The 20,922-nt window shown below is 44.7% G+C and carries 18 protein-coding genes and 2 riboswitches; of the genes, 5 read left to right on the top strand and 13 right to left on the bottom strand.

Annotation, left to right across the window (positions count from 1 at the left end):
- The first annotated feature begins 183 nt into the window (after nt 1-183).
- The gene (gdhA, locus tag AAC978_RS07125) at nt 184-1,518 is read left to right on the top strand and encodes an NADP-specific glutamate dehydrogenase (RefSeq protein ID WP_341547341.1); all 1,335 of its coding nucleotides are present in this window, start codon (nt 184-186) and stop codon (nt 1,516-1,518) included.
- Nucleotides 1,519-1,641: 123 nt separating this feature from the next.
- Here gdhA and lysA read toward each other — a convergent pair whose 3' ends face one another.
- Together lysA and AAC978_RS07115 are read right to left on the bottom strand one after the other, a co-directional pair.
- A complete protein-coding gene (gene lysA / locus AAC978_RS07120; protein ID WP_341547340.1) occupies nt 1,642-2,892 on the bottom strand; it encodes a diaminopimelate decarboxylase in 1,251 nt (416 codons plus the stop codon).
- 196 nt (nt 2,893-3,088) lie between these two features.
- Nucleotides 3,089-3,265, bottom strand: a riboswitch (Lysine riboswitch).
- Nucleotides 3,266-3,326: 61 nt separating this feature from the next.
- Nucleotides 3,327-4,130, bottom strand: coding sequence for a sulfite exporter TauE/SafE family protein (locus AAC978_RS07115; RefSeq protein WP_445900288.1), 804 nt, complete (start codon nt 4,128-4,130; stop codon nt 3,327-3,329).
- 174 nt (nt 4,131-4,304) lie between these two features.
- On the opposite strand from AAC978_RS07115, the gene ybaK reads away from it, so the two are divergent.
- Complete coding sequence (gene ybaK, locus AAC978_RS07110) at nt 4,305-4,796, top strand: Cys-tRNA(Pro) deacylase (protein WP_341547338.1); 492 nt, start codon at nt 4,305-4,307, stop codon at nt 4,794-4,796.
- Between the two features lie 235 nt (nt 4,797-5,031).
- Here ybaK and AAC978_RS07105 read toward each other — a convergent pair whose 3' ends face one another.
- Nucleotides 5,032-6,690, bottom strand: a complete 1,659-nt coding sequence (locus AAC978_RS07105; protein ID WP_341547337.1) for a glutamine--tRNA ligase/YqeY domain fusion protein — start codon at nt 6,688-6,690, stop codon at nt 5,032-5,034.
- 34 nt (nt 6,691-6,724) lie between these two features.
- The gene (gene rnk, locus AAC978_RS07100; RefSeq protein ID WP_341547336.1) at nt 6,725-7,141 is read right to left on the bottom strand and encodes a nucleoside diphosphate kinase regulator; all 417 of its coding nucleotides are present in this window, start codon (nt 7,139-7,141) and stop codon (nt 6,725-6,727) included.
- 401 nt (nt 7,142-7,542) lie between these two features.
- A riboswitch (glycine riboswitch) is annotated at nt 7,543-7,636 on the top strand.
- A 146-nt stretch (nt 7,637-7,782) separates the two neighbouring features.
- On the opposite strand from rnk, the gene AAC978_RS07095 reads away from it, so the two are divergent.
- Nucleotides 7,783-9,165 carry an alanine/glycine:cation symporter family protein gene (locus AAC978_RS07095; RefSeq protein WP_341547335.1) on the top strand — a complete coding sequence of 461 codons (1,383 nt, stop codon included), beginning with the start codon at nt 7,783-7,785 and terminating at the stop codon, nt 9,163-9,165.
- A 108-nt stretch (nt 9,166-9,273) separates the two neighbouring features.
- Here the strand turns inward: AAC978_RS07095 and AAC978_RS07090 are convergent, their stop codons facing one another.
- Complete coding sequence (locus tag AAC978_RS07090; protein ID WP_341547334.1) at nt 9,274-9,648, bottom strand: VOC family protein; 375 nt, start codon at nt 9,646-9,648, stop codon at nt 9,274-9,276.
- A 124-nt stretch (nt 9,649-9,772) separates the two neighbouring features.
- Between AAC978_RS07090 and AAC978_RS07085 the strand changes: the two genes are divergently transcribed.
- The gene (locus tag AAC978_RS07085; RefSeq protein WP_341547333.1) at nt 9,773-10,495 is read left to right on the top strand and encodes an MBL fold metallo-hydrolase; all 723 of its coding nucleotides are present in this window, start codon (nt 9,773-9,775) and stop codon (nt 10,493-10,495) included.
- Nucleotides 10,496-10,534: 39 nt separating this feature from the next.
- On the opposite strand, the gene AAC978_RS07080 is transcribed toward AAC978_RS07085, so the two are convergent.
- Both AAC978_RS07080 and AAC978_RS07075 read right to left on the bottom strand, forming a co-directional pair.
- Entirely contained in the window at nt 10,535-11,071 is a 537-nt protein-coding gene (locus tag AAC978_RS07080) for a 2'-5' RNA ligase family protein (protein ID WP_341547332.1), read from the bottom strand.
- A gap of 188 nt (nt 11,072-11,259) precedes the next feature.
- Nucleotides 11,260-12,144 (bottom strand): LysR family transcriptional regulator, encoded by an 885-nt coding sequence (locus AAC978_RS07075; protein WP_341547331.1) that lies wholly within the window; start codon nt 12,142-12,144, stop codon nt 11,260-11,262.
- Nucleotides 12,145-12,277: 133 nt separating this feature from the next.
- Between AAC978_RS07075 and AAC978_RS07070 the strand changes: the two genes are divergently transcribed.
- On the top strand, nt 12,278-13,468 hold the full coding sequence (locus AAC978_RS07070; protein WP_341547330.1) for a coenzyme F420-0:L-glutamate ligase: 1,191 nt from the start codon (nt 12,278-12,280) through the stop codon (nt 13,466-13,468).
- Between the two features lie 359 nt (nt 13,469-13,827).
- On the opposite strand, the gene rlmH is transcribed toward AAC978_RS07070, so the two are convergent.
- The 6 genes from rlmH to scfB form a co-directional block, all read right to left on the bottom strand.
- The gene (rlmH, locus tag AAC978_RS07065) at nt 13,828-14,310 is read right to left on the bottom strand and encodes a 23S rRNA (pseudouridine(1915)-N(3))-methyltransferase RlmH (protein ID WP_341547329.1); all 483 of its coding nucleotides are present in this window, start codon (nt 14,308-14,310) and stop codon (nt 13,828-13,830) included.
- A gap of 103 nt (nt 14,311-14,413) precedes the next feature.
- Complete coding sequence (locus AAC978_RS07060; protein WP_341547328.1) at nt 14,414-15,571, bottom strand: S1C family serine protease; 1,158 nt, start codon at nt 15,569-15,571, stop codon at nt 14,414-14,416.
- Nucleotides 15,572-15,591: 20 nt separating this feature from the next.
- On the bottom strand, nt 15,592-16,395 hold the full coding sequence (locus tag AAC978_RS07055) for an MBL fold metallo-hydrolase (protein ID WP_341547327.1): 804 nt from the start codon (nt 16,393-16,395) through the stop codon (nt 15,592-15,594).
- A 108-nt stretch (nt 16,396-16,503) separates the two neighbouring features.
- Complete coding sequence (locus AAC978_RS07050; protein WP_341547326.1) at nt 16,504-17,151, bottom strand: tetratricopeptide repeat protein; 648 nt, start codon at nt 17,149-17,151, stop codon at nt 16,504-16,506.
- Between the two features lie 108 nt (nt 17,152-17,259).
- Nucleotides 17,260-19,266: a molybdopterin-containing oxidoreductase family protein gene (locus AAC978_RS07045; protein ID WP_341547325.1), complete on the bottom strand. Its 2,007-nt coding sequence runs from the start codon at nt 19,264-19,266 to the stop codon at nt 17,260-17,262.
- A gap of 127 nt (nt 19,267-19,393) precedes the next feature.
- The gene (gene scfB / locus AAC978_RS07040; RefSeq protein WP_341547324.1) at nt 19,394-20,842 is read right to left on the bottom strand and encodes a thioether cross-link-forming SCIFF peptide maturase; all 1,449 of its coding nucleotides are present in this window, start codon (nt 20,840-20,842) and stop codon (nt 19,394-19,396) included.
- Between the last annotated feature and the right edge of the window lie 80 nt (nt 20,843-20,922).

Below are 20,922 nucleotides of genomic sequence, written 5' to 3'. Positions count from 1 at the left end.
TATTATACCCGATTTATTCTACGTATTTGTAGGATAATCCTTCATCTTCATGAATACAATACACACGCTTAGAACAAAAAGGGATTTAACCGATCATAGAGAATATTTCAACGTTACTTCTGTTACATTAATAGGAACAGGAGAAAAAAATCTAAACAAAGATGTTTAGGGGGAAAATTTAATATGTCCTATGTACAAGAAGTTCTCAATCAAGCCATTAAACGCAACCCCGGTGAAGTTGAATTTCACCAAGCTCTCAAAGAGGTGCTCGAATCTCTCGAACCCGTTTTTAAAAAACGCCCTGATCTTCAAAAAGCAGGAATTTTAGAACGGATTGTTGAGCCTGAGCGTCAAATTTTATTCCGGGTTCCTTGGTTAGATGACCAAGGTGAGGTTCAAGTCAATCGAGGTTTCCGTGTCGAGTTTAACAGTGCCATCGGACCTTATAAAGGGGGACTCCGCTTCCATCCCTCGGTTTACCTTGGTATCATCAAATTCTTGGGTTTCGAGCAAATCTTTAAAAACTCCCTGACAGGCTTACCTATTGGCGGAGGTAAAGGCGGTAGTGATTTCGATCCAAAGGGGAAATCCGAAGGAGAAATCATGAGATTCTGCCAAAGCTTCATGACTGAGCTTTATCGTTATCTTGGCGCAGATACTGACGTACCCGCTGGGGATATCGGGGTCGGCGGTCGCGAAGTAGGCTATATGTTTGGACAATATAAACGGATCACCAATAAATACGAAGGTGTTCTCACCGGCAAAGGGTTAACCTTTGGCGGAAGCTTAGCCCGCACCGAAGCAACAGGCTACGGCTTAGTTTACTTCATGGAAGAGGCGCTCAAAGCCGTCGATAAGACCTTTGCCGGTGCTACCGTGGTTGTTTCCGGTTCCGGAAATGTTGCTATCTACGCCGTGCAAAAGCTCAACGAGCTCGGGGCTAAGGTCGTCGCCATGAGTGATTCTAACGGCTATATCTACGATCGAGACGGCATTCACCTCGATACGGTTCGCCAGTTGAAGGAAGTGGAGAGGAAGCGGATTAAGGACTATGTATCCCAGCATCCTTCGGCTGAATACCATGAAGGCTGTGCCGGCATCTGGTCTATTCCTTGCGATGTTGCTCTACCTTGTGCCACCCAAAATGAATTGGATAGAGAAGCTGCTGAGCTTCTGATTAAAAATGGTTGCTATGCCGTGGGCGAAGGGGCCAATATGCCTTCCACTCCGGAAGCTGTTGACGTTTTTCATGAGAACAAAGTTATCTTTGCACCGGGTAAAGCATCCAATGCCGGTGGGGTGGCAGTGTCCGCTCTGGAAATGTCCCAAAACAGCATGAGATATTCTTGGACCTTTGAAGAAGTGGATGCCAAATTGAAAGACATTATGGTCAACATTTACCATAATGCCAGCAAAGCAGCTGCCGAATATGGCTTCGAAGGTAACTTAGTGGCCGGAGCCAATATCGCTGGCTTTTTGAAGGTCGCTGAAGCAATGAAGGCTCAAGGCGCCGTATAACACCTCAGAACAACACTGTGTTTATGCCTACAAGAAAACCTGCTTCATAAGGAGTATTAACTCCTTGAAGCAGGTTATTTTTAATTCCAGGCACGTTTCCTTTTATCACTGAACTGATTTGGTTCAAAGATCGCTAAAGTCCAAGGTGGCAAAATAATCATCCAGAGTCTCGGCCCGGCGAATCATTTTTACATTGCCATCCGTCTGCAGCAACAACTCTGCATGACGAAGCTTACCGTTATAGTTAAAGCCCATGGCATGCCCGTGGGCACCTGTATCATGGATGACAAGTGTATCGCCAATCTCCACTTGAGGAAGCTCCCGATCCACAGCAAACTTATCGTTATTCTCACATAAGGCCCCTGCCACATCGTAAATATGATCCTTGGACAGATTCTCTTTTCCCACGACGGTGATATGATGGTAGGCTCCATACATACCTGGACGCATCAGGTCCGACATGCTGGCATCTACACCCACATAATCCTTATAGATCTCTTTTTTATGCACTACCTGTGTTACCAGATAACCATAGGGTCCGGTCACCATCCGCCCACATTCCAAGCAAATGCGCAAAGGATCTAAGCTATTGGGGATAATCCTTTCCTCGTAAGCTTTCCTTACCCCCTCGCCGATATACTCCAAATCGACCGGTTCTTGCTCCGGGCGATAGGGGATACCAATACCGCCACCAAAATTAACAAACTCCAGACGGATGCCCAGCTTCTCTTTTAATTCAATGGCTAAGTCAAACATCATTTCTGCTGTCTCAATGAAGAATTCTGGCTTAAGCTCGTTGGATATAATCATGGTATGCAGGCCAAAACGCTTGACGCCCTTATCACGGACAATTTCATAAGCTTGGAACAATTGCTCCTTCGTTAAGCCATACTTGGAATCCTCGGGATTCCCGATAATAGCATTACCTGCTCGCAATGACCCGGGGTTATAGCGGAAAGAAATCACTTCCGGTAGTCCCGCATGCTTTTCCAGATAATCAATGTGGGTGATGTCATCAAGGTTAATGATCGCCCATAATTCCTTAGCCTTTACGTATTCTTCAGCCGGAGTGTTATTGGAGGTGAACATAATGTTCTCCTCAGTGATGCGAGCCGCCTCAGCTAAAATCAGCTCAGCCATGGAACTACAATCGGCCCCAAAGCCTTCTTCCCGAAGAATCTTAAGGATATGGGGATTGGGAAGAGCTTTGACTGCAAAGTACTCCTTAAACTCCGGCGCCCAAGCAAAGGCTGCTTGTAGTCTCCGGGCATTTAGTCGAATGGCCTGCTCGTCATAAATATGAAAAGGCGTTCCAAACTGCTCGATAATCTTCATTAATTGTTCTTGGCTAAAAGGCAAATTCTTTACTGCCATTTGACAACCCTCCTAATCCTAGTATATGAACGTTACTACTATTGCGACCTATGTGAGTAGGCTCCTCGACCCAGACAAGACTTTCGACTCAGCAAGTGGTGTTGCCTAGGCTGCATAGAAGTCTGATAGTTAAAAAACGGTTACGAGTCCGCTCGTAACCGTTTCTAAAGGCAAAAGATAGCTTTCACCTCTAACTTCACGAGATAGCACTCCACCGAGATTTCGGTGACAGTCTTACATTTCTTCAATGGAAGACCAGCAAAAGGCCCTTTGTCCTTGACCCCACGCTTCGGCAATGATTCCTTTCATTATCCGTCATAGCCTGACCAGCTCGGGATAATTACTCTTAATCCACTGCACCTCTATCATTCACTTTATGAATTATCTTTATATTATGGAACAAGACTCATCACCTGTCAATAGCAGCATTGTCATTAATTCAATAGTGTAAATATTGGCTCGCCAACTGATGTTAAGCCAATAATCAAAAGCAGTCCGTAGACAACTTTTTTAAACTGATCTTCATTGATACGCTTTCGAATGGGCTGTCCAATAAGATAGCCGAGTACAATAGCTAAAATCATGCTGGCCAGCAAGACAGCAAAGGGAAACGTGAAGTTCCCTTGAAAAAGAACAGCTTTGGAGATAGATGTCATAGCGTATTGCAAAAAGAAAAAATTGACGGTCGTGGCCTGGAAGGCATCCTTTTTTAAATATTTGATGAGTAACGCGACGATGGGGGGACCGGGAATAGCTGCCAAGCCATTAAGTAGTCCCGAAGACAAAGCCACGAGGATAAATACTAGGGAGAAGGTCTTGAGACCTTGATCGGCTCCATCCGATTCGTCTGCAGTAGCGGCTTCTGAAGGAGGCGTTTTTAATCTAAACCACTGCCACCCCACATAGCTTATGAGCACACTACCGACGATTCCTTTGATATATAGTCCGTTTATATACTCACTTAAGATAATACCAAGGACGAGCCCCGGAATACTAAACAGCAGAAGCCGAAAAATTAAATCCCAGCGAGCTAAGTGACGCATTTGCACCCCTTGCATGGCCGAAGATAGCATGGATAAGATCATTCCTGCTAAAAGTGCTTGTTGGCTTGGTAAGATAAATAAGAGTAGGGGAACTGCAACCAGTCCAAAGCCAAAACCGGTTAAAACTTGAGTAAAGGTCGCACAGAAGATAATTCCGCTCATCATCAGCCATAACTCTATTGATAATAGCTCCAAAACTACACCTTCTTCGACACAGACTACTTTTTTAATTATCTTAGCTATCATAACGAGAAATAGTCAGCTTGTCTAGTCAAGTCATCACTTGACAAGCGTCCACAGCTTTTCCTATAGTAAGTGCAGAAGAACTTTTCTAATCTATTTTTCCGACAATAAGAAAGGTGACGTTGTATGGCCCAGAAAACCAATGCCGCTCGGATCCTCGATCAAGCCGGCATACCTTATGAACTGATGCCTTATGAAGTGGATGAGGCAGACCTCTCTGCCACCACTGTTGCCCAAAAGGTTGGCATGTCTCCGGAATTAATCTATAAAACACTCGTCACGCGAGGGGATAAAACAGGCATTCTTGTGGCTTGTATCCCCGCTCATTATGAGCTCAATCTTAAAGCTTTAGCGCAAGTAAGTGGCAACAAAAAAGTTGAAGTTGTTGCTCTCAAAGAAGTTCAGCCCTTGACCGGTTATATCCGCGGTGGTGTATCGCCCTTAGGAACCAAGAAGAAGTATCCAGTATTTTTTCAGGAAGATATTCTGCTGCACGAGAAAATTGCTATCAGCGCTGGGACACGGGGACTGCAAATCTATGCTCGTGCCCAAGATTTGCTTAAAGCTACCCAAGGACAAGTGGGTCCCATCGCGCATCATTCCACGACATTCGACTAAAAGCAGGGCTGCTGACCAGCCCCTAAGGGGAGGATAGGAGTGCAATGAAATTGTTGAGATTCAATGGAAAGCCTTCTTGGAGCATTACGTTATGATCCTCTACAACGAGAAATAAGCACGCACAAAGGGGCGTTGCTTAACGAAGTATTCTTCGCTAAGCAACGCCCCTCTAATATCGTGTAGGCTCAACAATGAGTTATACCGACTTTCCCCGATTAATCCTCAGCACGCTACCTTATTTGATCACAAAGGAGCTCTTCAGAGAAACAATGAGGTTAAAAACCAACTTTTCGGGAGTCGTATATTTCGGATCCACGTTGAAGTAACCATGACGGGGGAATTGGAACTTATCCTGAGGCCTTGCCTCTTTCATAGAGGGCTCAACAAATCCTTGTAAGATCTCCAAAGAGTCCGGATTGAGATAATCCAAGAAGGTTTTTCCTTCCTCTTCTTCCTCATCATCAAGAATCAAGGCGTCATAAAGGCGAAACTCAGTAGGAACTGCCTGAGTAGCTTCTACCCAATGAATGGTCCCCTTTACCTTACGTCCGGCAAAGCCGGTACCACTTTTCGTTTCCGGGTCATAGGTACAACGAATCTCGATAATCGTGCCTGCCTCATCCTTAATGACCTCTTCACACTTGATGAAGTAAGCGTCAATTAAGCGAACCTCGTTGCCCGGATAGAGTCGATGGTACTTTGGCGGAGGATTCTCCATAAAATCCTCTTGCTCAATATAGATTTCACGGGAGAAAGGAATTTGGCGTTTACCCATCTCCAGATTCTCTTTATTGTTATCGGCGTCTAGCATCTCCACTTGACCTTCTGGGTAATTGGTGATGACGACCTTTAAGGGTCTGATTACTGCCATAGGCCTAGGTACTCTGAGCTTCAGATCCTCGCGAATAAAGTGCTCCAACATTTTGGAATCGACGACACTTTCCGATCTGGCAACCCCGATCGCTTGAGCAAAGGCGCGAATGGCTTCCGGAGTATAGCCCCGACGTCGCAATCCTGAGATCGTTGGCATTCTAGGGTCATCCCAACCATCAACAACCTTGTCATCCACCAGCTGTTTTAATTTACGTTTGCTCATCACAGTATTCGTCATATTTAAGCGGGCAAATTCATATTGATGGGGGACATTTTCCATCTCACATTCCCGAACCACCCAGTCATAGAGAGGACGATGATCCTCAAATTCCAAGGTGCAAATGGAATGAGTAATTCCTTCGATAGCATCCTCTAAGGGATGAGCATAATCGTACATAGGATAAATGCACCAGGTATCCCCTGTATTATGATGGCTGGCATGAGCAATCCGATACAGCACAGGATCACGCATGTTGATGTTCGGGGAGGACATATCAATTTTCGCCCGGAGAACCTTTTCCCCGTCCTTAAATTCCCCTTGCCGCATTCTTTCAAATAAGTCGAGATTCTCCTCGACACTGCGATTGCGATAAGGGCTTTCTTGGCCGGGTTCCGTCAAGGTGCCGCGGTTTTTCCGCATCTCCTCTGCTGATAGATCACAGACAAAGGCCTTGCCCTTCTTAATTAAGAGCACTGCTCGTTTGTGCATCTCCTCGAAATAATCTGAAGCAAAGAAGAGATTATCCCATTCAAATCCCAGCCACTTCACATCTTCTTTAATCGACTCGACATATTCCGTATCTTCCTTCACGGGGTTCGTATCATCAAAACGCAGGTTGGTCTTCCCTTTGAACTCGTCACCTAAACCAAAGTTTAAGCAAATAGATTTTGCATGTCCAATATGTAAATATCCATTAGGTTCGGGGGGGAATCGTGTATAGATTTGATCCACTTTTCCTGTTCGTAGATCCTCAAGAATAATGTGGCGTAGAAAATTGGACGATTTATTATCATTGTCCATGGATATCAACCTTTCCTGTAGAATGTTCTAAGGCTTATAAATCATAGTCTCCGGCAGCCTCAGGTTGATAAACAATCTTTTCGACTTTGAGGCGAACCACACCATCAGGGACTTTCCAATCAATGGTATCCCCTTGGCGATAACCAAGTATAGCCGTCCCCACAGGGGCAAGGACGGAAATTTTATCTTCCAATAAATCAGCATCTTCAGGATAAACCAAGGTATATGTAGTCTCTTCTCCGGACTCCATATCCTTAAGCGTTACTTGGGTATTCATAGTAATGGCATCACGAGGAATCTCTGCTGAGGATACCACATCCGCATTATTCAATTCCTGCTCAAGGTTTTTTAAATAATCCTGGTTTTTAGCGCTACCAAACTCTCTTTCCTTATTGATAAGCTTTAAGAGACGCTCCTGATCAACGGCTGTGATACTAATTTTCCTTCTCATTTCTCCTGAACCTTCCTTTTCTTGTGATCACTTGTGATAAATATAGAGCGACTATCGCCAGATAGCCGCTAATAATGGTTATATATTTTTCGAAAAAAAGGGAATGTTGAATTGTCTTTTATTATATACCATTTCCTAAAATAAGTAAATATTATATGCAAGCGCAATTCAATGCAACAGGCAAGCCCTTTTCAAAAATCAAAATATATTCCTAAATATCTTGAATAAAATGGATAGTTTCTTTATAATTATAAATATCTTTATTGAGATATTGGACTAATCTGAATAGTCAGATAATCATGAACTTCATAATTTTACTGGATGAGATTTACGGGAGAAGGGCTCTAGCCCGCCGAAGAAGTTAAACTTTCAGGTGACGAAACAAGTCGAAGACCGGAAATGGACAGAACTCTGGAGAGACTCGATTTAGGGCGCCGAAGGGGCAATACAATGATGTGTTGTAAATCTCTCAGGCAAAAGGACAGAGATAAAAAGGAGTTGCTACAAAGCATTCTCCTTATTGTGTACCCCTCGTCCGCCTACTCAGAGTCAATCTTTAAGATTGGCTCTTTTTATATAAACGCAACCCTAATGAGCAGTTGAGAGGGCAGATACATGAGATTAAAGGAGGAGAAAACATTATGGAGACTTTGCACAACTTTATTATCTGGTTGAACGGTTACCTCTGGGGACCACCTATTCTGGTCTTGCTCTTTGGTACGCACTTATTTCTTACTTTTCGTACTCGTTTTATTCAAAGGTATATCATCAAAGGGATTAAACTCTCTCTCACTAAGGACCCCGACGCAGCGGGGGATGTCAGCCAATTCGGAGCCCTGACGACCGCTCTAGCGGCCACCATCGGCACCGGTAATATCGTCGGCGTGGCTACGGCTGTTGCCTTAGGCGGCCCCGGTGCGGTGCTTTGGTGCTGGTTGACTGGAGTATTTGGTATTGCCACTAAATATGGTGAGTCTTTATTAGCGGTAAAGTATCGGGTCAAGACTTCTGACGGCACTATGCTCGGTGGGCCCATGTATGCACTGGAAAGAGGATTGGGCATGAAATGGCTAGCAGTTCTGTTCTGTATCTTTACCTCGATTGCTGCCTTCGGCATTGGCAATATGACTCAGGCTAACTCTATCTCAGGTATGCTGAATACTCAATTCCACATTAGCCCCATTATTACGGGTCTTCTCTTAGCTGCCTTGACGGGGGTTGTCATTATTGGCGGTGTAAAATCGATCGCTCGCGTATGTGAAAAATTCGTTCCCTTTATGGCTATTGCTTATGTCCTGGGGTGTCTCATTATCCTGGTTATGAATTCCCAATACGTATGGCCTGCTGTTACTTTAATTTGTAAATCCGCTTTCACTCCTACCGCTGCCGGCGGCGGCTTTGTCGGTGCCAGTGTCATCATGGCCGCTCGCTATGGTATTGCCCGCGGGCTCTTCTCCAATGAATCTGGTTTAGGCTCCGCTCCAATCGTGGCCGCTGCTGCTCAAACGAGAAACCCTGTTCGTCAAGCTCTTGTCTCTGCCACGGGAACGTTTTGGGATACAGTGGTCGTCTGCTTGATGACCGGCCTAGTCGTCGTCAGCAGTATAATCAGCAATCCGACGGCTGCTGAGGGATTAAAGGGTGGCGATTTAACATCTATGGCCTTTAACCAAATTCCAGTCGTTGGTCCCATTGTTTTGACCTTTGGTCTATTAACCTTCGTTTTTTCAACGATCCTCGGCTGGTCTTATTATGGTGAAAGGGCTGTTGAATATCTCTTGGGTAAAAAGGGAATTCTCCCTTACCGCCTTCTCTGGGTTACGGCCGTCTTCTTCGGTTCGATAGTCACTCTCCAATTCGTCTGGGATTTTGCCGATGCCATGAACGCGATGATGGCGATCCCCAACCTTGTGGCCCTCTTGCTCCTAAGTGGTGTGATTGTATCGGAGACCAAGAAATATCTCTGGGAAGATCGCTTGGACGAAGTCTCCAATGAGCCTATCCCGGTTATCGAGAATAAGTAGTCGCTGATAATAGTCCTGATTCTAACAAAGAAGGGTTCTGATTTACTTAACGCAAATCAGAACCCTATCGCTATTAATTCTCCATCTGCAATGTGGGCTGGCTGCTTCTTAGGCCATGGAACTCGGCAGAATCTCTAGCCAATAATTGTCGGGGTCGTTAATAAAATAGATGCCCATTGCCTCATTTTCATAACAAATGCAGCCCATCTTTTGGTGATGCGCATGAGCTGACTCGTAATCATCCACCTCAAGGGCGAGATGAAATTCATTTTCCCCAAGATTATAGGGTTCACTCCTGTCCCTCAACCAAGTAAGCTCTAGGGTATGTGAGGTTGCTCCATCCCCTAAATAGACGAGGATAAATTCACCGCTTTCCGGCGCTATTCTCCTTACCTCTTGGAACCCTAGGGCTTCTTTATAGAAAGCCAGACTTTTCTCGAGATCAAGCACATTAAAATTATTGTGGGTAAATTTAAACTTCATTGCGGTATCCCCCTTTTTTCCACATTGACCCGTATTCGTATTGCACCCTTATCCATAGTGTAGTAATTTTTAAGAAAGAACACAAACTCTTTTTGTATAAATCTCATATAATGGAGGGCATTTCATGAACACTCCCATAAGAAGCCTTGGCATAACTATTGAATATATCCAGCACAGTGGTTTTAAAGTAGAAACAGACCAGTCCCTTCTGGTCTTTGACTACTATCAAGGCTCCCTTCAACTTCCCGACAATAAGAAAATCTATGTCTTTTCTTCTCACTCCCATCCAGACCACTTTAATCCGGCAATTCTCGAATGGCAAAAGGATTATCCCAACATCCACTACATTTTTAGCTCTGATATCGAGGGAGACTCCCACATCCCCCCAAAAGGTGAAAATATCACTTTTTTATCCCCCTATGAAAAAACCCCTATTGATGATTTAAAAATTAAGGCCTATGGATCTACTGATATAGGAATCTCCTTTCTCCTTGAACTTGTGGATCAAGGGGGAGCACAAGTCTTTCATGCCGGCGATCTTAACTGGTGGCATTGGTGGGGAGAACCTCAGGCAGATATTCAAAGAGCTGAAGCCATGTTCAAAGAGGAGATAGCCAAAATAAAAGGAGAAAGCATCGACATCGCTTTCTTCCCTGTAGATCCAAGATTAGAGCAATATTACTCCCTTGGGGCTGAATATTTTATTCAGGAGGTAAAACCGCAAATTCTCTTTCCCATGCATTTTTGGGATGATTTCACTACAACAAAAAACTTCGCAGAAAAAATGGCTGGGACGCCGACCCGTATTTTTGAGATTAACCATTCCAATCAGAAATTTACCCTTTAACATGATGACCTTAAACTACCCTTATCCATTCCGTCCTCTTTACCCCTTTTTCAAAGTAGTCTCAAATAAATATTCGATTGGATCGAGACTGACAATCCCGATGGACTCAATCGTCACATCGATAGGGCTAAAAATCTTAAGAATATGACCAAGAACCTCAGGTATATCAGCCAGTGGAGTCTCCAGGGAAAGGGTGCAATGGGGATACCAGGCCTGAGGTTTATAATAATCCGAACCCTGCTCTTCATAATCTTGGAATATTTGATGTAACTGTCGATGGATATAGAACAATTCATCAATCAGGTTGGGGGTTAAAAAGATCGCCCCTTTATTATGAGGAAAAATGCCAATCTGCAGAAGCCTTAGTTTAAAGGAAGTGATCTCCTCAGCAAGTTCTTGGATTCTTTCCTGGGCCATGTCTAAACTAAGGTTATCATAAATGGCTAAAGTAATATGAGGTCTCCCATTATCACAGGCCATACATTTGCCACTATCTAATGTTGATAATTCCTTCCAAATGTCCCGTATCTCATTTTCTGCCTGTTTATTAAAGTACAAATTTACAGCATACTTCATCCCATACCTCCACCAAAAACAATCAATTGATCTCTACAACTTTTTCGAAACAAGAGCCATATTTACCATAGATATTACTTCATCTATTAAAATACTAGCATAATTAACCGAAGGAGTCATATCTTTATGAAAAAGCTCAGCTGGACAACTATGATTATTTTATGTGCCTCTTTATTGCAGACGTGAGCTTATACCTTATTGATACTTTCGACAAACTCCTTAGCAGCGTTCGATAAAGGAACATGATCTAAAAAACAGATGCCGATGCTTCTTTTGGGAATCTGCTCCTCTAGCTTTATCTCATATAAATCTCCTCGCTCTAAATAATCCTTGGAAAATTCTTTTATGACACAAGAAATACCAAGATTTATTTTTGCAAATTCTAAGGCGAGATCGTGGGAACCCAATTCAAACACTGGTGAAATAGGATAGCCTTTCTTTTTCAAGAAGTTTTCCACATACATTCGCGAATTGGAATTCCTTTCTAAAAAAATCAACGGCAATTCCATTAGATTCTCTAAGCTAATGGGAGCTTCCGTTATTTTTTTATACTTTTCTCCGCAAACAAAGATGTCCTGAATCTCCTTACAGGGTATAACCTTGAGGTGCTCGTCATAGATAGGTAAATTGCATAGTCCCACATCGGCCTTTCCTGATTTAATATAATTGCAGATCTCTAGTGTTGTTCCATTTAATATCTTTAATTTAATACCTGAGTAACGTGTATGAAACTCCTCCAAATAGGGTAATAAAAAATAGCGAGATATTGTGTCTCCAACCCCAATGCGCAATTGCCCAGTCTTCAAGGTTTTAAATTCCAGTATCTTGTCCTCTGCGGCATTGATAATTCCTAGAGCAGATTTTATATGCTCATTTAATAAACTCCCTTGTTGCGTCAATACTACTCCCTTGGAGGTTCTATAAAAAAGCTGTACTTCTAATTCTTTCTCGAGCTTTGAAATGGCTTGACTGACAGCAGATTGGGTCATATAGAGTTCTTCTGCTGCTCTGGAAATACTTTTCTTACGACTAACCACATTAAATACTCGATATAAGTCTAATTTTCCAATCATATTATCTCTCCTTATATCTGATATTATAAATATTAACTTTACTTATGATATCATAAAATAGTATAGTAGAATATGGTTGGTAATTTGTGCAAAATTTATTATAAAATTGCTATCATTTGAAGGAGAGATTATTTTGGAAAGAGTCGTTGGCACGGTAGTACGAGGACTTCGCGGTCCTATTATTAATCAAGGCGATAACATCGAAAAAATCGTTGTCGATACTGTGTTAAATGCTGCAAAGGTTGAGGGCTTTCCTATCGAGGATCGTGACATTGTCACTGTCACAGAATCTGTTGTAGCACGTGCCCAAGGAAACTATGCCACAATTGAGGCCATTGCAGCTGATGTTAAAGCTAAATTTGGCGAGGAAACTGTGGGTATCATTTTTCCTATTCTCAGCCGTAATCGATTTGCTGTCTGCTTAAGAGGTATTGCCAAAGGGATCAAGAACGTCATTTTGATGCTGAGCTATCCATCAGATGAAGTAGGTAACCACCTTGTAGACATTGATGCACTCGATGCTAAAGGGATCAACCCCTGGAGCGATGTATTGACGGAAAGCGAGTTCCGCGAGCATTTTGGTTATATCAAGCACCCCTTCACTGGGGTTGATTATATCGAGTACTATAAGGAATTAATCGAAGCTGAAGGTGCTTCTTGTCAGGTTATCTTTTCCAATAATCCAAAAACCATTTTAGATTATACTAAGCATGTTCTAACTTGTGATATTCACTCCCGTTTTCGTACAAAACGTATTCTCAAAAGCAATGGAGCTGTGACTGTCTTAGGCCTAGATGATATTCTCACTAAATCCATTAATGGAAGCGGTTTCAACGAATCCTATGGACTGCTTGGTTCCAATAAAGCAACAGAGGAAAGCGTAAAGCTTTTTCCAACAAATTGCCAGCCGATCGTTGATGGCATCCAAGCAAAGATCAAGGAGCTCACGGGCAAAACCATCGAAGTCATGGTTTATGGTGATGGTGCCTTCAAGGATCCCGTGGGTAAGATTTGGGAGCTGGCAGACCCGGTTGTTTCGCCCGCTTACACCGAAGGACTTAACGGTACACCAAGCGAAGTAAAGTTAAAATACTTGGCTGACAACAATTTCTGCCACCTCAGCGGTGAAGACCAAAAGCAAGCCATATCCGATTATATCCAAAATAAGTGCGAAGACCTGGTAGGTGCCATGGAATCCCAAGGAACTACACCCCGGAGGCTGACAGACCTCATTGGTTCATTATCGGATTTAACCTCCGGTAGTGGCGATAAGGGGACACCCATGATTTATATTAAGGGTTACTTCGATAACTATACAAAATAAGTTGCCAGATGAATCTGCAGACTTAAACCTCTGAATTACAGAGCCCCCAGATACCACCAAAATAGTGGTACCTGGGGGCTCTATCTTGCTCTATTAAGTATTCTGAAGAAACTGCACCTCTTTTCTTAAAAAATATCTGCTAAATATGATTGAACTGAGTTAGGTAATAGATGAAAGAATAATCCTTCATACTTAATATCAAGTAGACCAGCAATGATAAAAGCAATAACTAGTAATAATAATACAGGTTTCTTATTCTTTTTAGAAATCCATTTCAATAGGTATCCCTCCACTGTAAGAATGACATAGTGCTGGCATATTATAGGGGAAAGGTAATTCTTCTGTTTCTTAAATCTTATCTACTTGTGATACGGCTCACCCTTGCTGATCTTCATAGCACGATAGATTTGTTCCAGTAGAATCAAGCGCATGAGGGGGTGGGGAAAGGTGAGTTGGGAAAAAGACCAGCGGTAATCAGCACGTTGCCTTACTTCCTCAGAAACTCCTAGGGAGCCGCCGATAAGAAAGGTGATATTGCTCTGTCCTATCAACGCGAGATGGTCCAAGTACTCCGAAAGTCCCGGAGAAGAAAATTCTTTCCCCTTGAGATCCAGCAGAATGACATGCTCTTGGGGCCCAATCCCTTTCAGGATCCGCTCCCCTTCTTTTCCCTTCACTCGCTCTTCATCAGCCGTGGAGAGACGCTCTGGACAGGGCTCATCAGCTATTTCTACAATCTCAAGACGAACATAAGCACTTAAACGCTTCACGTATTCTTTAATTCCTTCGAGGAGATATTTCTCTCGGACTTTTCCTACGGCAACAACCTTGATCTGTAGCATTTTCGACGCTCCTCGGCAATCATAATCTAGGATAAATACTACGAGGGAGGATGATGAACTCATCATCTCCTCCCTCAATTATCTTAGTCACCACTTAATTGGGTTAACTTGTTCTTATCTCAACGAGCTTCGCTTGCACATCAGTTGTTTTACCGTTGCGATAATAAGTCACCGTGACGGTGTCTCCGGGTTTAAACTTAAACAGCTCATGGGTTAACTCTAAGGATGTCTGCACCGTTACCCCGTTGATCTTCACGATAATATCTCCGGGCTGAATACCGGCTTGACCCGCCGGCCCTCTGGCATCCACATTGGAGACGTAGGCACCTGCCGGCCAGCCCTTTTGAACTGCCCACTCTGGACTATAGCGTGTGTCAATGGAGACCAAGAGTCCGGGGTGGCTAAAGTAGCCCTTCTCAATCAGTTGCTGGATGACGGGTATGGCATCGGTAATAGGGATCGCAAAGCCCATCCCTTCAAAGCCTACTTCGGCATTCTTGGCAGAGTTAATCCCGATCACTTGACCGTTATAATTGACCAAAGGGCCACCACTGTTCCCCGGGTTGATCGCTGCATCGGTCTGAATTAAGTTAAAGCTAGATTCACCTTCGATTAAAAGAATCCGATTCTTAGCGGAAACCACCCCTTGGGTGACAGAACGCGCAAATTCTTCTCCTCCGGGATTACCAATGGCCACGACCGGTTCACCGACTTGCACCTGATCGGAATTGCCTAGCTGTGTCGCCGTCAGATTCTCAGGAGCAATCTTGATTACCGCTAGGTCAGTGCGTGGGTCTTGACCGACCAAAGTGGCTTCTACATTTCTCCCGTCGGCTAAACTAACCAGTAGCCGTGAGGCATCGGCAATCACATGGTAGTTCGTGACGATATAGCCATAGTTGGCATCAATGATAAAGCCTGATCCCGTCCCCGCTTCCGACAAACCCGTACCACCGAAGATACTGCCCCGGGACTGGAAATTGGCTATACCCACAACAGCGGGTCCCACGGTTTTAGCGACCTCCACCACCGGAAACCCGGTCGGATTCGTAATGCTCACCGGGGGTGTCGAAGAACCTTGGCCTAAAATAACCTCCTTTTGGACAGGTGCTTGATTTCCATAGAGAGTGGGTACTAAGGCTACGGAGATTAAGCCACCAATGATGGCACTAATCAAAGCCAAAGCAATCGTTGAGAAAAAACGCGGCCTTTGTCTCTTCTCTGGATAATCCGGATAGTCATTTTGGTTATAATAGCCCATGTTATTACCTCCTCACTGCTTTAGTATTCATCTAAAACAATCAGTTCATGCGGTGTATATCGGGGAGCTACCCTTAATCTCAAGTCCGGGTTCTCTTTTGCTACTCGAGATTCCTTGAGGATACGCAGAATGGTCGCAAGGGCCAGTTCCGGCGTATTGTTTTCTTCACTTAAATGCGATAAAACGATCCGCTTAGTATTCCCCTCGATCCATTGGAGAAGCCCTTCCGCCAGCTGGCTATTCTCCAAATGCCCAAAATTGCCGCTGATGCGTTTTTTAAGATACCAAGGATAGCTACCTTGCCAGAGCATTTCCTGATCATGGTTAGCCTCCACCACTAAGGCATCGCAGCCTTTTAAGGCCTGGTGCATTTCTTCCGTGATGATTCCTGTGTCTGTAGCAATACCAATTGCCTGACAGCCACCTTTCTCCGCTTCGATGCGCACCCCATAGCTTTCTTTACTATCATGAGAGGTCGGAAAAACTCGCACTTGCATGCCGGCACAGGTAAAGGAATCCTTGACAATCACCCGCTGTTCGTCCTTGAGCTTCCCAATCGCGGGGTTGAGCTCGTCCCAGATCTTCGCTGAGGCGTAGATGGGTATCTTTAGTTTCCGCGCGACTGCCCCAACGCCCTTAACATGATCCGAGTGCTCATGGGTAATAAAGATTCCCTCAACTTCCATAGGGGATATATCCAGCATCGATAGATTATGTACAGTTGCCTTGAGGCTGATACCGCAATCCACAAGAAGATTCCTCTTCTCATGCCCAACCACAATCGCATTGCCGGAGCTCCCACTTGCTAGGGTTGCTAGATGCACATCCATTCCTTCTTCCCTTATACAAGTGTATTATAACAAATCCTTTGCTTAAACAAAACTAGGCTGATGACAGCAAAATCTGCTCAGAGCGCAAGAAAAAAACTGAGGCTATTTAGCCCCAGAGGTTGATTCGGATGGATCCACACTACCCGTTTTCTCGAAGTTCTCAACAATTTTATCCTGGGCCAATTTAATACTGCTTTCGAGACGCTGTTTAGTCTCTTCCGAAAGGTTTTCAATGGTTAAGGCTTTTTCCCATTGGGCAATGGCTGCCCCGTAATCTTCCTTGGCATACATGAGAAAGATCCCGTAATTAAACAGACCATTAAGGAACTTCGGATCCAGCTCCAAGGCTTCTTTAAAAGTCTGCTCTGCTAAGTCATCCTGACCCCCATAAAAAGCTGCTGTAGCCATATCAACTAAAACGTTCACATTCTTATCCGCTTTAATAACTTCTTGATATTCCGCTACCGCCTGCTGGAAAATAACTCCGGCTTTCTCGGGTGTGTTTCCACTTTGGGTCTGAAGAGCCCAATCATAATAGATATTCGCAAGATTTAAACGGGTCTGGGAATCCTGCGGATTGGCCTCTAGTGCTTTGTTGAGGCTTGCAATTTGACTCTCATAGGTCCCGGTCACCGGGGCATTGGTATTACCTGTATCCCCAAAGAACATGACAAAAGATGATCCCACCAAGCTTATTACTAATAATGCTACTATCACATATACGGTAAGCTTTTGTGATTTTTTACGCACCGTTTCACATCTCCCTAATCCAAAGTAACTCTAATTTTATCATCTTGTTGGAAGTTAGTCCACACAGCTTTTTTGTCGTCTTTTGTTATACTGAATACTACTGTGGTATCAATCCACCAACCACTTGCGCAGCTGACAGCGTGCTTCATAATAGGGTGTGCTTTCTCCAAAATCGCTAGGTTTCCCGATAAGCAGCTGGTTAACTCCGAACCCATCGACGCTACCCCCTTCAGGTATGACTACCGTTTGAGGATGTATATCCTCTGATACAGAGACCCAAGCCAGAATCTGTCCGTGTTCTGTCTCGACCAAGGCTCGATCCCCAGTAGATAAATAATACTTCTCAGCTATTTGAGGATGAATATAGAGATGAAAATCCTCAGTCTCCTGAAACTGGGAGTGTAGTGCATAATGGGGATGGGGAGTAAGAAGATACCAAGGGTATCCCGCTTGAACCTCTGACTTCGAGAACTCCTGATGCCTTTGCAGATCTTCCTTAGCGTGGTTAAGTAGGGGATCCGCCACAGCATCCCCATATTCAGCAAGCGCTACCTCTGAAGCTAGCTCTATCTTCCCACTGGGGGTCTTGAACTGCAAATCGCTCCAAGCTACCTCCGGAATATAGGGTGCCCGAATGGGCCCTTGCCTTAAGCTTGCCAAAGTGATGCCATATTCTTTGAGAGGTGACAGCACATAATCGAGCCATTGCTCAGGGGTATAAAGGAAATCCTCTCCACGGCCTAAGCGTTGTGCTAACTCCGTAAAAATAACGGCCTCCGATCTGGCCTCTCCCTGGGGCTCGACAATCTTTTGGGTAAGCTGAAGAATGGGGCTCCAGGAAGTGGCAATCAGGTCCTCGTCTTCAAAGGCTGTCGTTACTGGCAAGACTAAATCCGACTGACGTGCCGTCTCGGTCAGGGTGGTATCAAAGGTCACTTTAAAGGGAATCTCTCGCCAGACTTCCCGCCAAAGCAAGGAATTCGGTTGCTGTACTAAGGGATTAGAGCGCGTCACCACGGCCAGCTGAATAGGGGGATCGGCCATTTTTATTTCCTCCGCCAAAAAGGGATGGGGGAAGGTCCGGGACTGATAACGGCTGGAATCTAACTTAACTTGATTAAGATAGCTTCGATGATATTGATAGCCATATTGGATTCCTGCACCGGGCTTGCCAATGTTACCTGTAAGGGCTAATAGCGCGTCAATAGCGCGCAAGGTATTACCCCCACCGCTATAGCGCTGCAATCCGTATCCGGACAGGATGGTCACTGGTCGGGTGTGACTCATTTTCTGTGCTAATTCTTCTTGCTTTTCCACGGATACTCCGGTCAGCTGGGCAACTCTCTCCGGATCGTACTCCTTCGCCCGTAAAGCGAAGGCCTCTAGTCCATGGACGTATTGGCGGACAAATTCCCAATCCAGCCAGCCCTCCCGCAAGATAAGGTGGGCGATCCCCATAGCAAGGACCCCATCACTGCCCGGGTTGACTTGAATATAGTCCGCGCTAAAATCCGTACTCTTGACTCGGACTGGATTGATCACAACAATGGTCGCACCGGCCTTCTTGGCCTCAAGTAAATGGGGCACCATATGCAGATTCGTAACCGCAGGATCCCGCCCCCAAAGGATAATGAGCTTGGCCTGGGTCACTTGGGTCCAATCGTTGGCATAAGCCCCACCGAAATCAATCTCCTGGGCTCTAAAGCCTGCTCCCCAGCACATACTTCCTCTGGGCTCCGTGACTCCGCCTAGGGCCTGAAAGAAACGCCGATCCAGCTCTCTTAAGGTTCCGTTGTGACCATAATCATAATGATGAAAAATCCCCCAAGGTCCCACTTCCTTAAGGGTCTCTTTAATTTTATCGGCAAATAGAGTATAGGCTTCGTTCCAGGAGATCCGGCGAAATGTTCCTTGTTCCTTGAGAAGAGGAAAACGAAGCCTTTCTGCCGAGAAAACCCGTTGTGCCTGAACCTGAGCCTTTGAGCAGATAAATCCTTTAGTTAGGGGATGTTCCTTATCCCCATGAACCTGCATGCCTTTATCCTCACTATACTCCACAATAAAGCCGCAGCTATCAGGACAATTCAGCGGACAAGCCGAGCGCAAAACGGTCATTTTTATCCCCTCCTAAAAACTATAATCGCCATTATCTATCCTACAGAGTCTAGCGTCTGCAAAGTTCCCCTTTGCATGACAAATTACACGGAACAAATAAGATAGCAGAAAAATACCCACTCCATACCTAGCCTTGAGTATTAAGTGATGCTTCTTTGATCTTCATGTACAAAGCCACCTCAAGACGCTTTTTCTGTAACTCGCAGCCCAAGGTATAAACATCGTTAAGTTCACCACTAAAAGCCTGGTTTGCCGAGTGACAACCACCGCTACAGGAAAAACGCGCCCAACACTGACGACAGGCGGATTTGCTATAGACATGCGCTGAACGAAATTTATCGACAATCTCCAGATTCAAACTGGGCTTTTCCTCATTCAGAGATCCCATTTTAAATTCTTCTTGCCCTACGAATTGATGACAAGGATAGAGATCCCCTTCGGGTGAGATCGCCACATACTCATGACCCGCTCCGCAGCCGGATAACCGTTTGGGCAGGCAAGGACCTTGATCTAAAGCCACATTAAAGTGAAAAAAGCTGAAATCCTCACCTTGGCGCCGCCGCTCCAGTAACTCTTCCCCTAGACGGTCATAGGTCTTTAAAATCTCTGATAAATCTCCCTCTTGAAAGGCATAAGGATCACTAGGCTGGGCAACCACAGGTTCTAGAGATATCTGCTTCATACCCAGATCTAACAGATGGGTCACGTCTTTGTCGAAGTCCAAATTATAATGGGTATAGGTTCCTCGTGCGTAGTAATAAGTGCCCACGGCATAGGGAGAGCTATCCGGTCGCTTCTTAGCAAATTGCTGTAAGCGTGGTGCTACTTGCTCATAGCTACCCCGGCCATTTGCATAAGGGCGCATGCGATCATGAACCTCGGGGCGGCCATCAATACTCAGTACGACACTGATATCTTCTGCCTCGAGGAAGTTTTGGATATCCTCTGTTAGCAGTACGGCATTGGTAGTTAGAGTAAACTTGATGGTCTTGTCTTTAGCTTGGGCCGCCTTCTTGCCGTAATCAACAAGGTCCTTCACCACCTGAAAGTTTAACAGCGGTTCCCCGCCAAAAAAGTCCACTTCACAATGCTTACGGTGCGCAGAGGCTTCTAAAACAAAGTCGATTGCCTTCTTGCCGGTTTCCCAATCCATAAGCCCGCGCTGACCACCGAAAGCCCCGGTGCCCGCGAAGCAATAATTACAGCGCAAATTACAGTCATGGGCGACATGGAGGCAGATGGCTTTGACGATAGGCTTGGCCGGGTAGGAAGGACCTTTTTCTTCTGCTTCCTTAGAGAATAGAACCCCTTCCTTTTGAAGTTCTTCTATTTCACTAAGGATTTCCTTTACTTCCTCAGGAGATAGGCTGATTTCTGGTGCCTTTAGCTGATTAATAACCTCTTCACTACCTAAGGATTTTCCTTCCTCTTGTAGTCTTTCCATAACTTTTACAATGGCAAAGGTTAAGTCATCTAAGATATGCAAGGAGCCTGAATTGACATCATAAGCAATATTTAGGTCACCCTGTCGGTAAGTATGAACATTTCGTTTTATCTCGTATCCTTCAAGAAACATAGTGGTCATTACCTTCTCTCTAGCAAATATAAACAGAACCCGCCTGAATCAGGTGGGTTCTTGATAACCTATGTTCAATC

Source organism: Desulfitobacterium sp. THU1 (genome assembly GCF_038181555.1).
In the GTDB taxonomy this organism is placed as follows: Bacteria; Bacillota; Desulfitobacteriia; order Desulfitobacteriales; family Desulfitobacteriaceae; genus Desulfitobacterium.
This window is presented reverse-complemented; position numbering and strand designations above follow the sequence as displayed.

Bases quoted from the DNA above. Each gene is read 5' to 3' on its own strand.
- AAC978_RS07060 (WP_341547328.1), bottom strand. From the start codon at position 15,571: ATGGGCTATTATAACCAAAATGACTATCCGGATTATCCAGAGAAGAGA.
- scfB (WP_341547324.1), bottom strand. From the start codon at position 20,842: ATGTTTCTTGAAGGATACGAGATAAAACGAAATGTTCATACTTACCGA.
- AAC978_RS07075 (WP_341547331.1), bottom strand. From the start codon at position 12,144: ATGATTGGAAAATTAGACTTATATCGAGTATTTAATGTGGTTAGTCGT.
- rlmH (WP_341547329.1), bottom strand. From the start codon at position 14,310: ATGCTACAGATCAAGGTTGTTGCCGTAGGAAAAGTCCGAGAGAAATAT.
- lysA (WP_341547340.1), bottom strand. From the start codon at position 2,892: ATGGCAGTAAAGAATTTGCCTTTTAGCCAAGAACAATTAATGAAGATT.
- ybaK (WP_341547338.1), top strand. From the start codon at position 4,305: ATGGCCCAGAAAACCAATGCCGCTCGGATCCTCGATCAAGCCGGCATA.
- rnk (WP_341547336.1), bottom strand. From the start codon at position 7,141: ATGAGAAGGAAAATTAGTATCACAGCCGTTGATCAGGAGCGTCTCTTA.
- AAC978_RS07090 (WP_341547334.1), bottom strand. From the start codon at position 9,648: ATGAAGTTTAAATTTACCCACAATAATTTTAATGTGCTTGATCTCGAG.
- AAC978_RS07045 (WP_341547325.1), bottom strand. From the start codon at position 19,266: ATGACCGTTTTGCGCTCGGCTTGTCCGCTGAATTGTCCTGATAGCTGC.
- gdhA (WP_341547341.1), top strand. From the start codon at position 184: ATGTCCTATGTACAAGAAGTTCTCAATCAAGCCATTAAACGCAACCCC.
- AAC978_RS07105 (WP_341547337.1), bottom strand. From the start codon at position 6,690: ATGGACAATGATAATAAATCGTCCAATTTTCTACGCCACATTATTCTT.
- AAC978_RS07095 (WP_341547335.1), top strand. From the start codon at position 7,783: ATGGAGACTTTGCACAACTTTATTATCTGGTTGAACGGTTACCTCTGG.
- AAC978_RS07080 (WP_341547332.1), bottom strand. From the start codon at position 11,071: ATGAAGTATGCTGTAAATTTGTACTTTAATAAACAGGCAGAAAATGAG.
- AAC978_RS07085 (WP_341547333.1), top strand. From the start codon at position 9,773: ATGAACACTCCCATAAGAAGCCTTGGCATAACTATTGAATATATCCAG.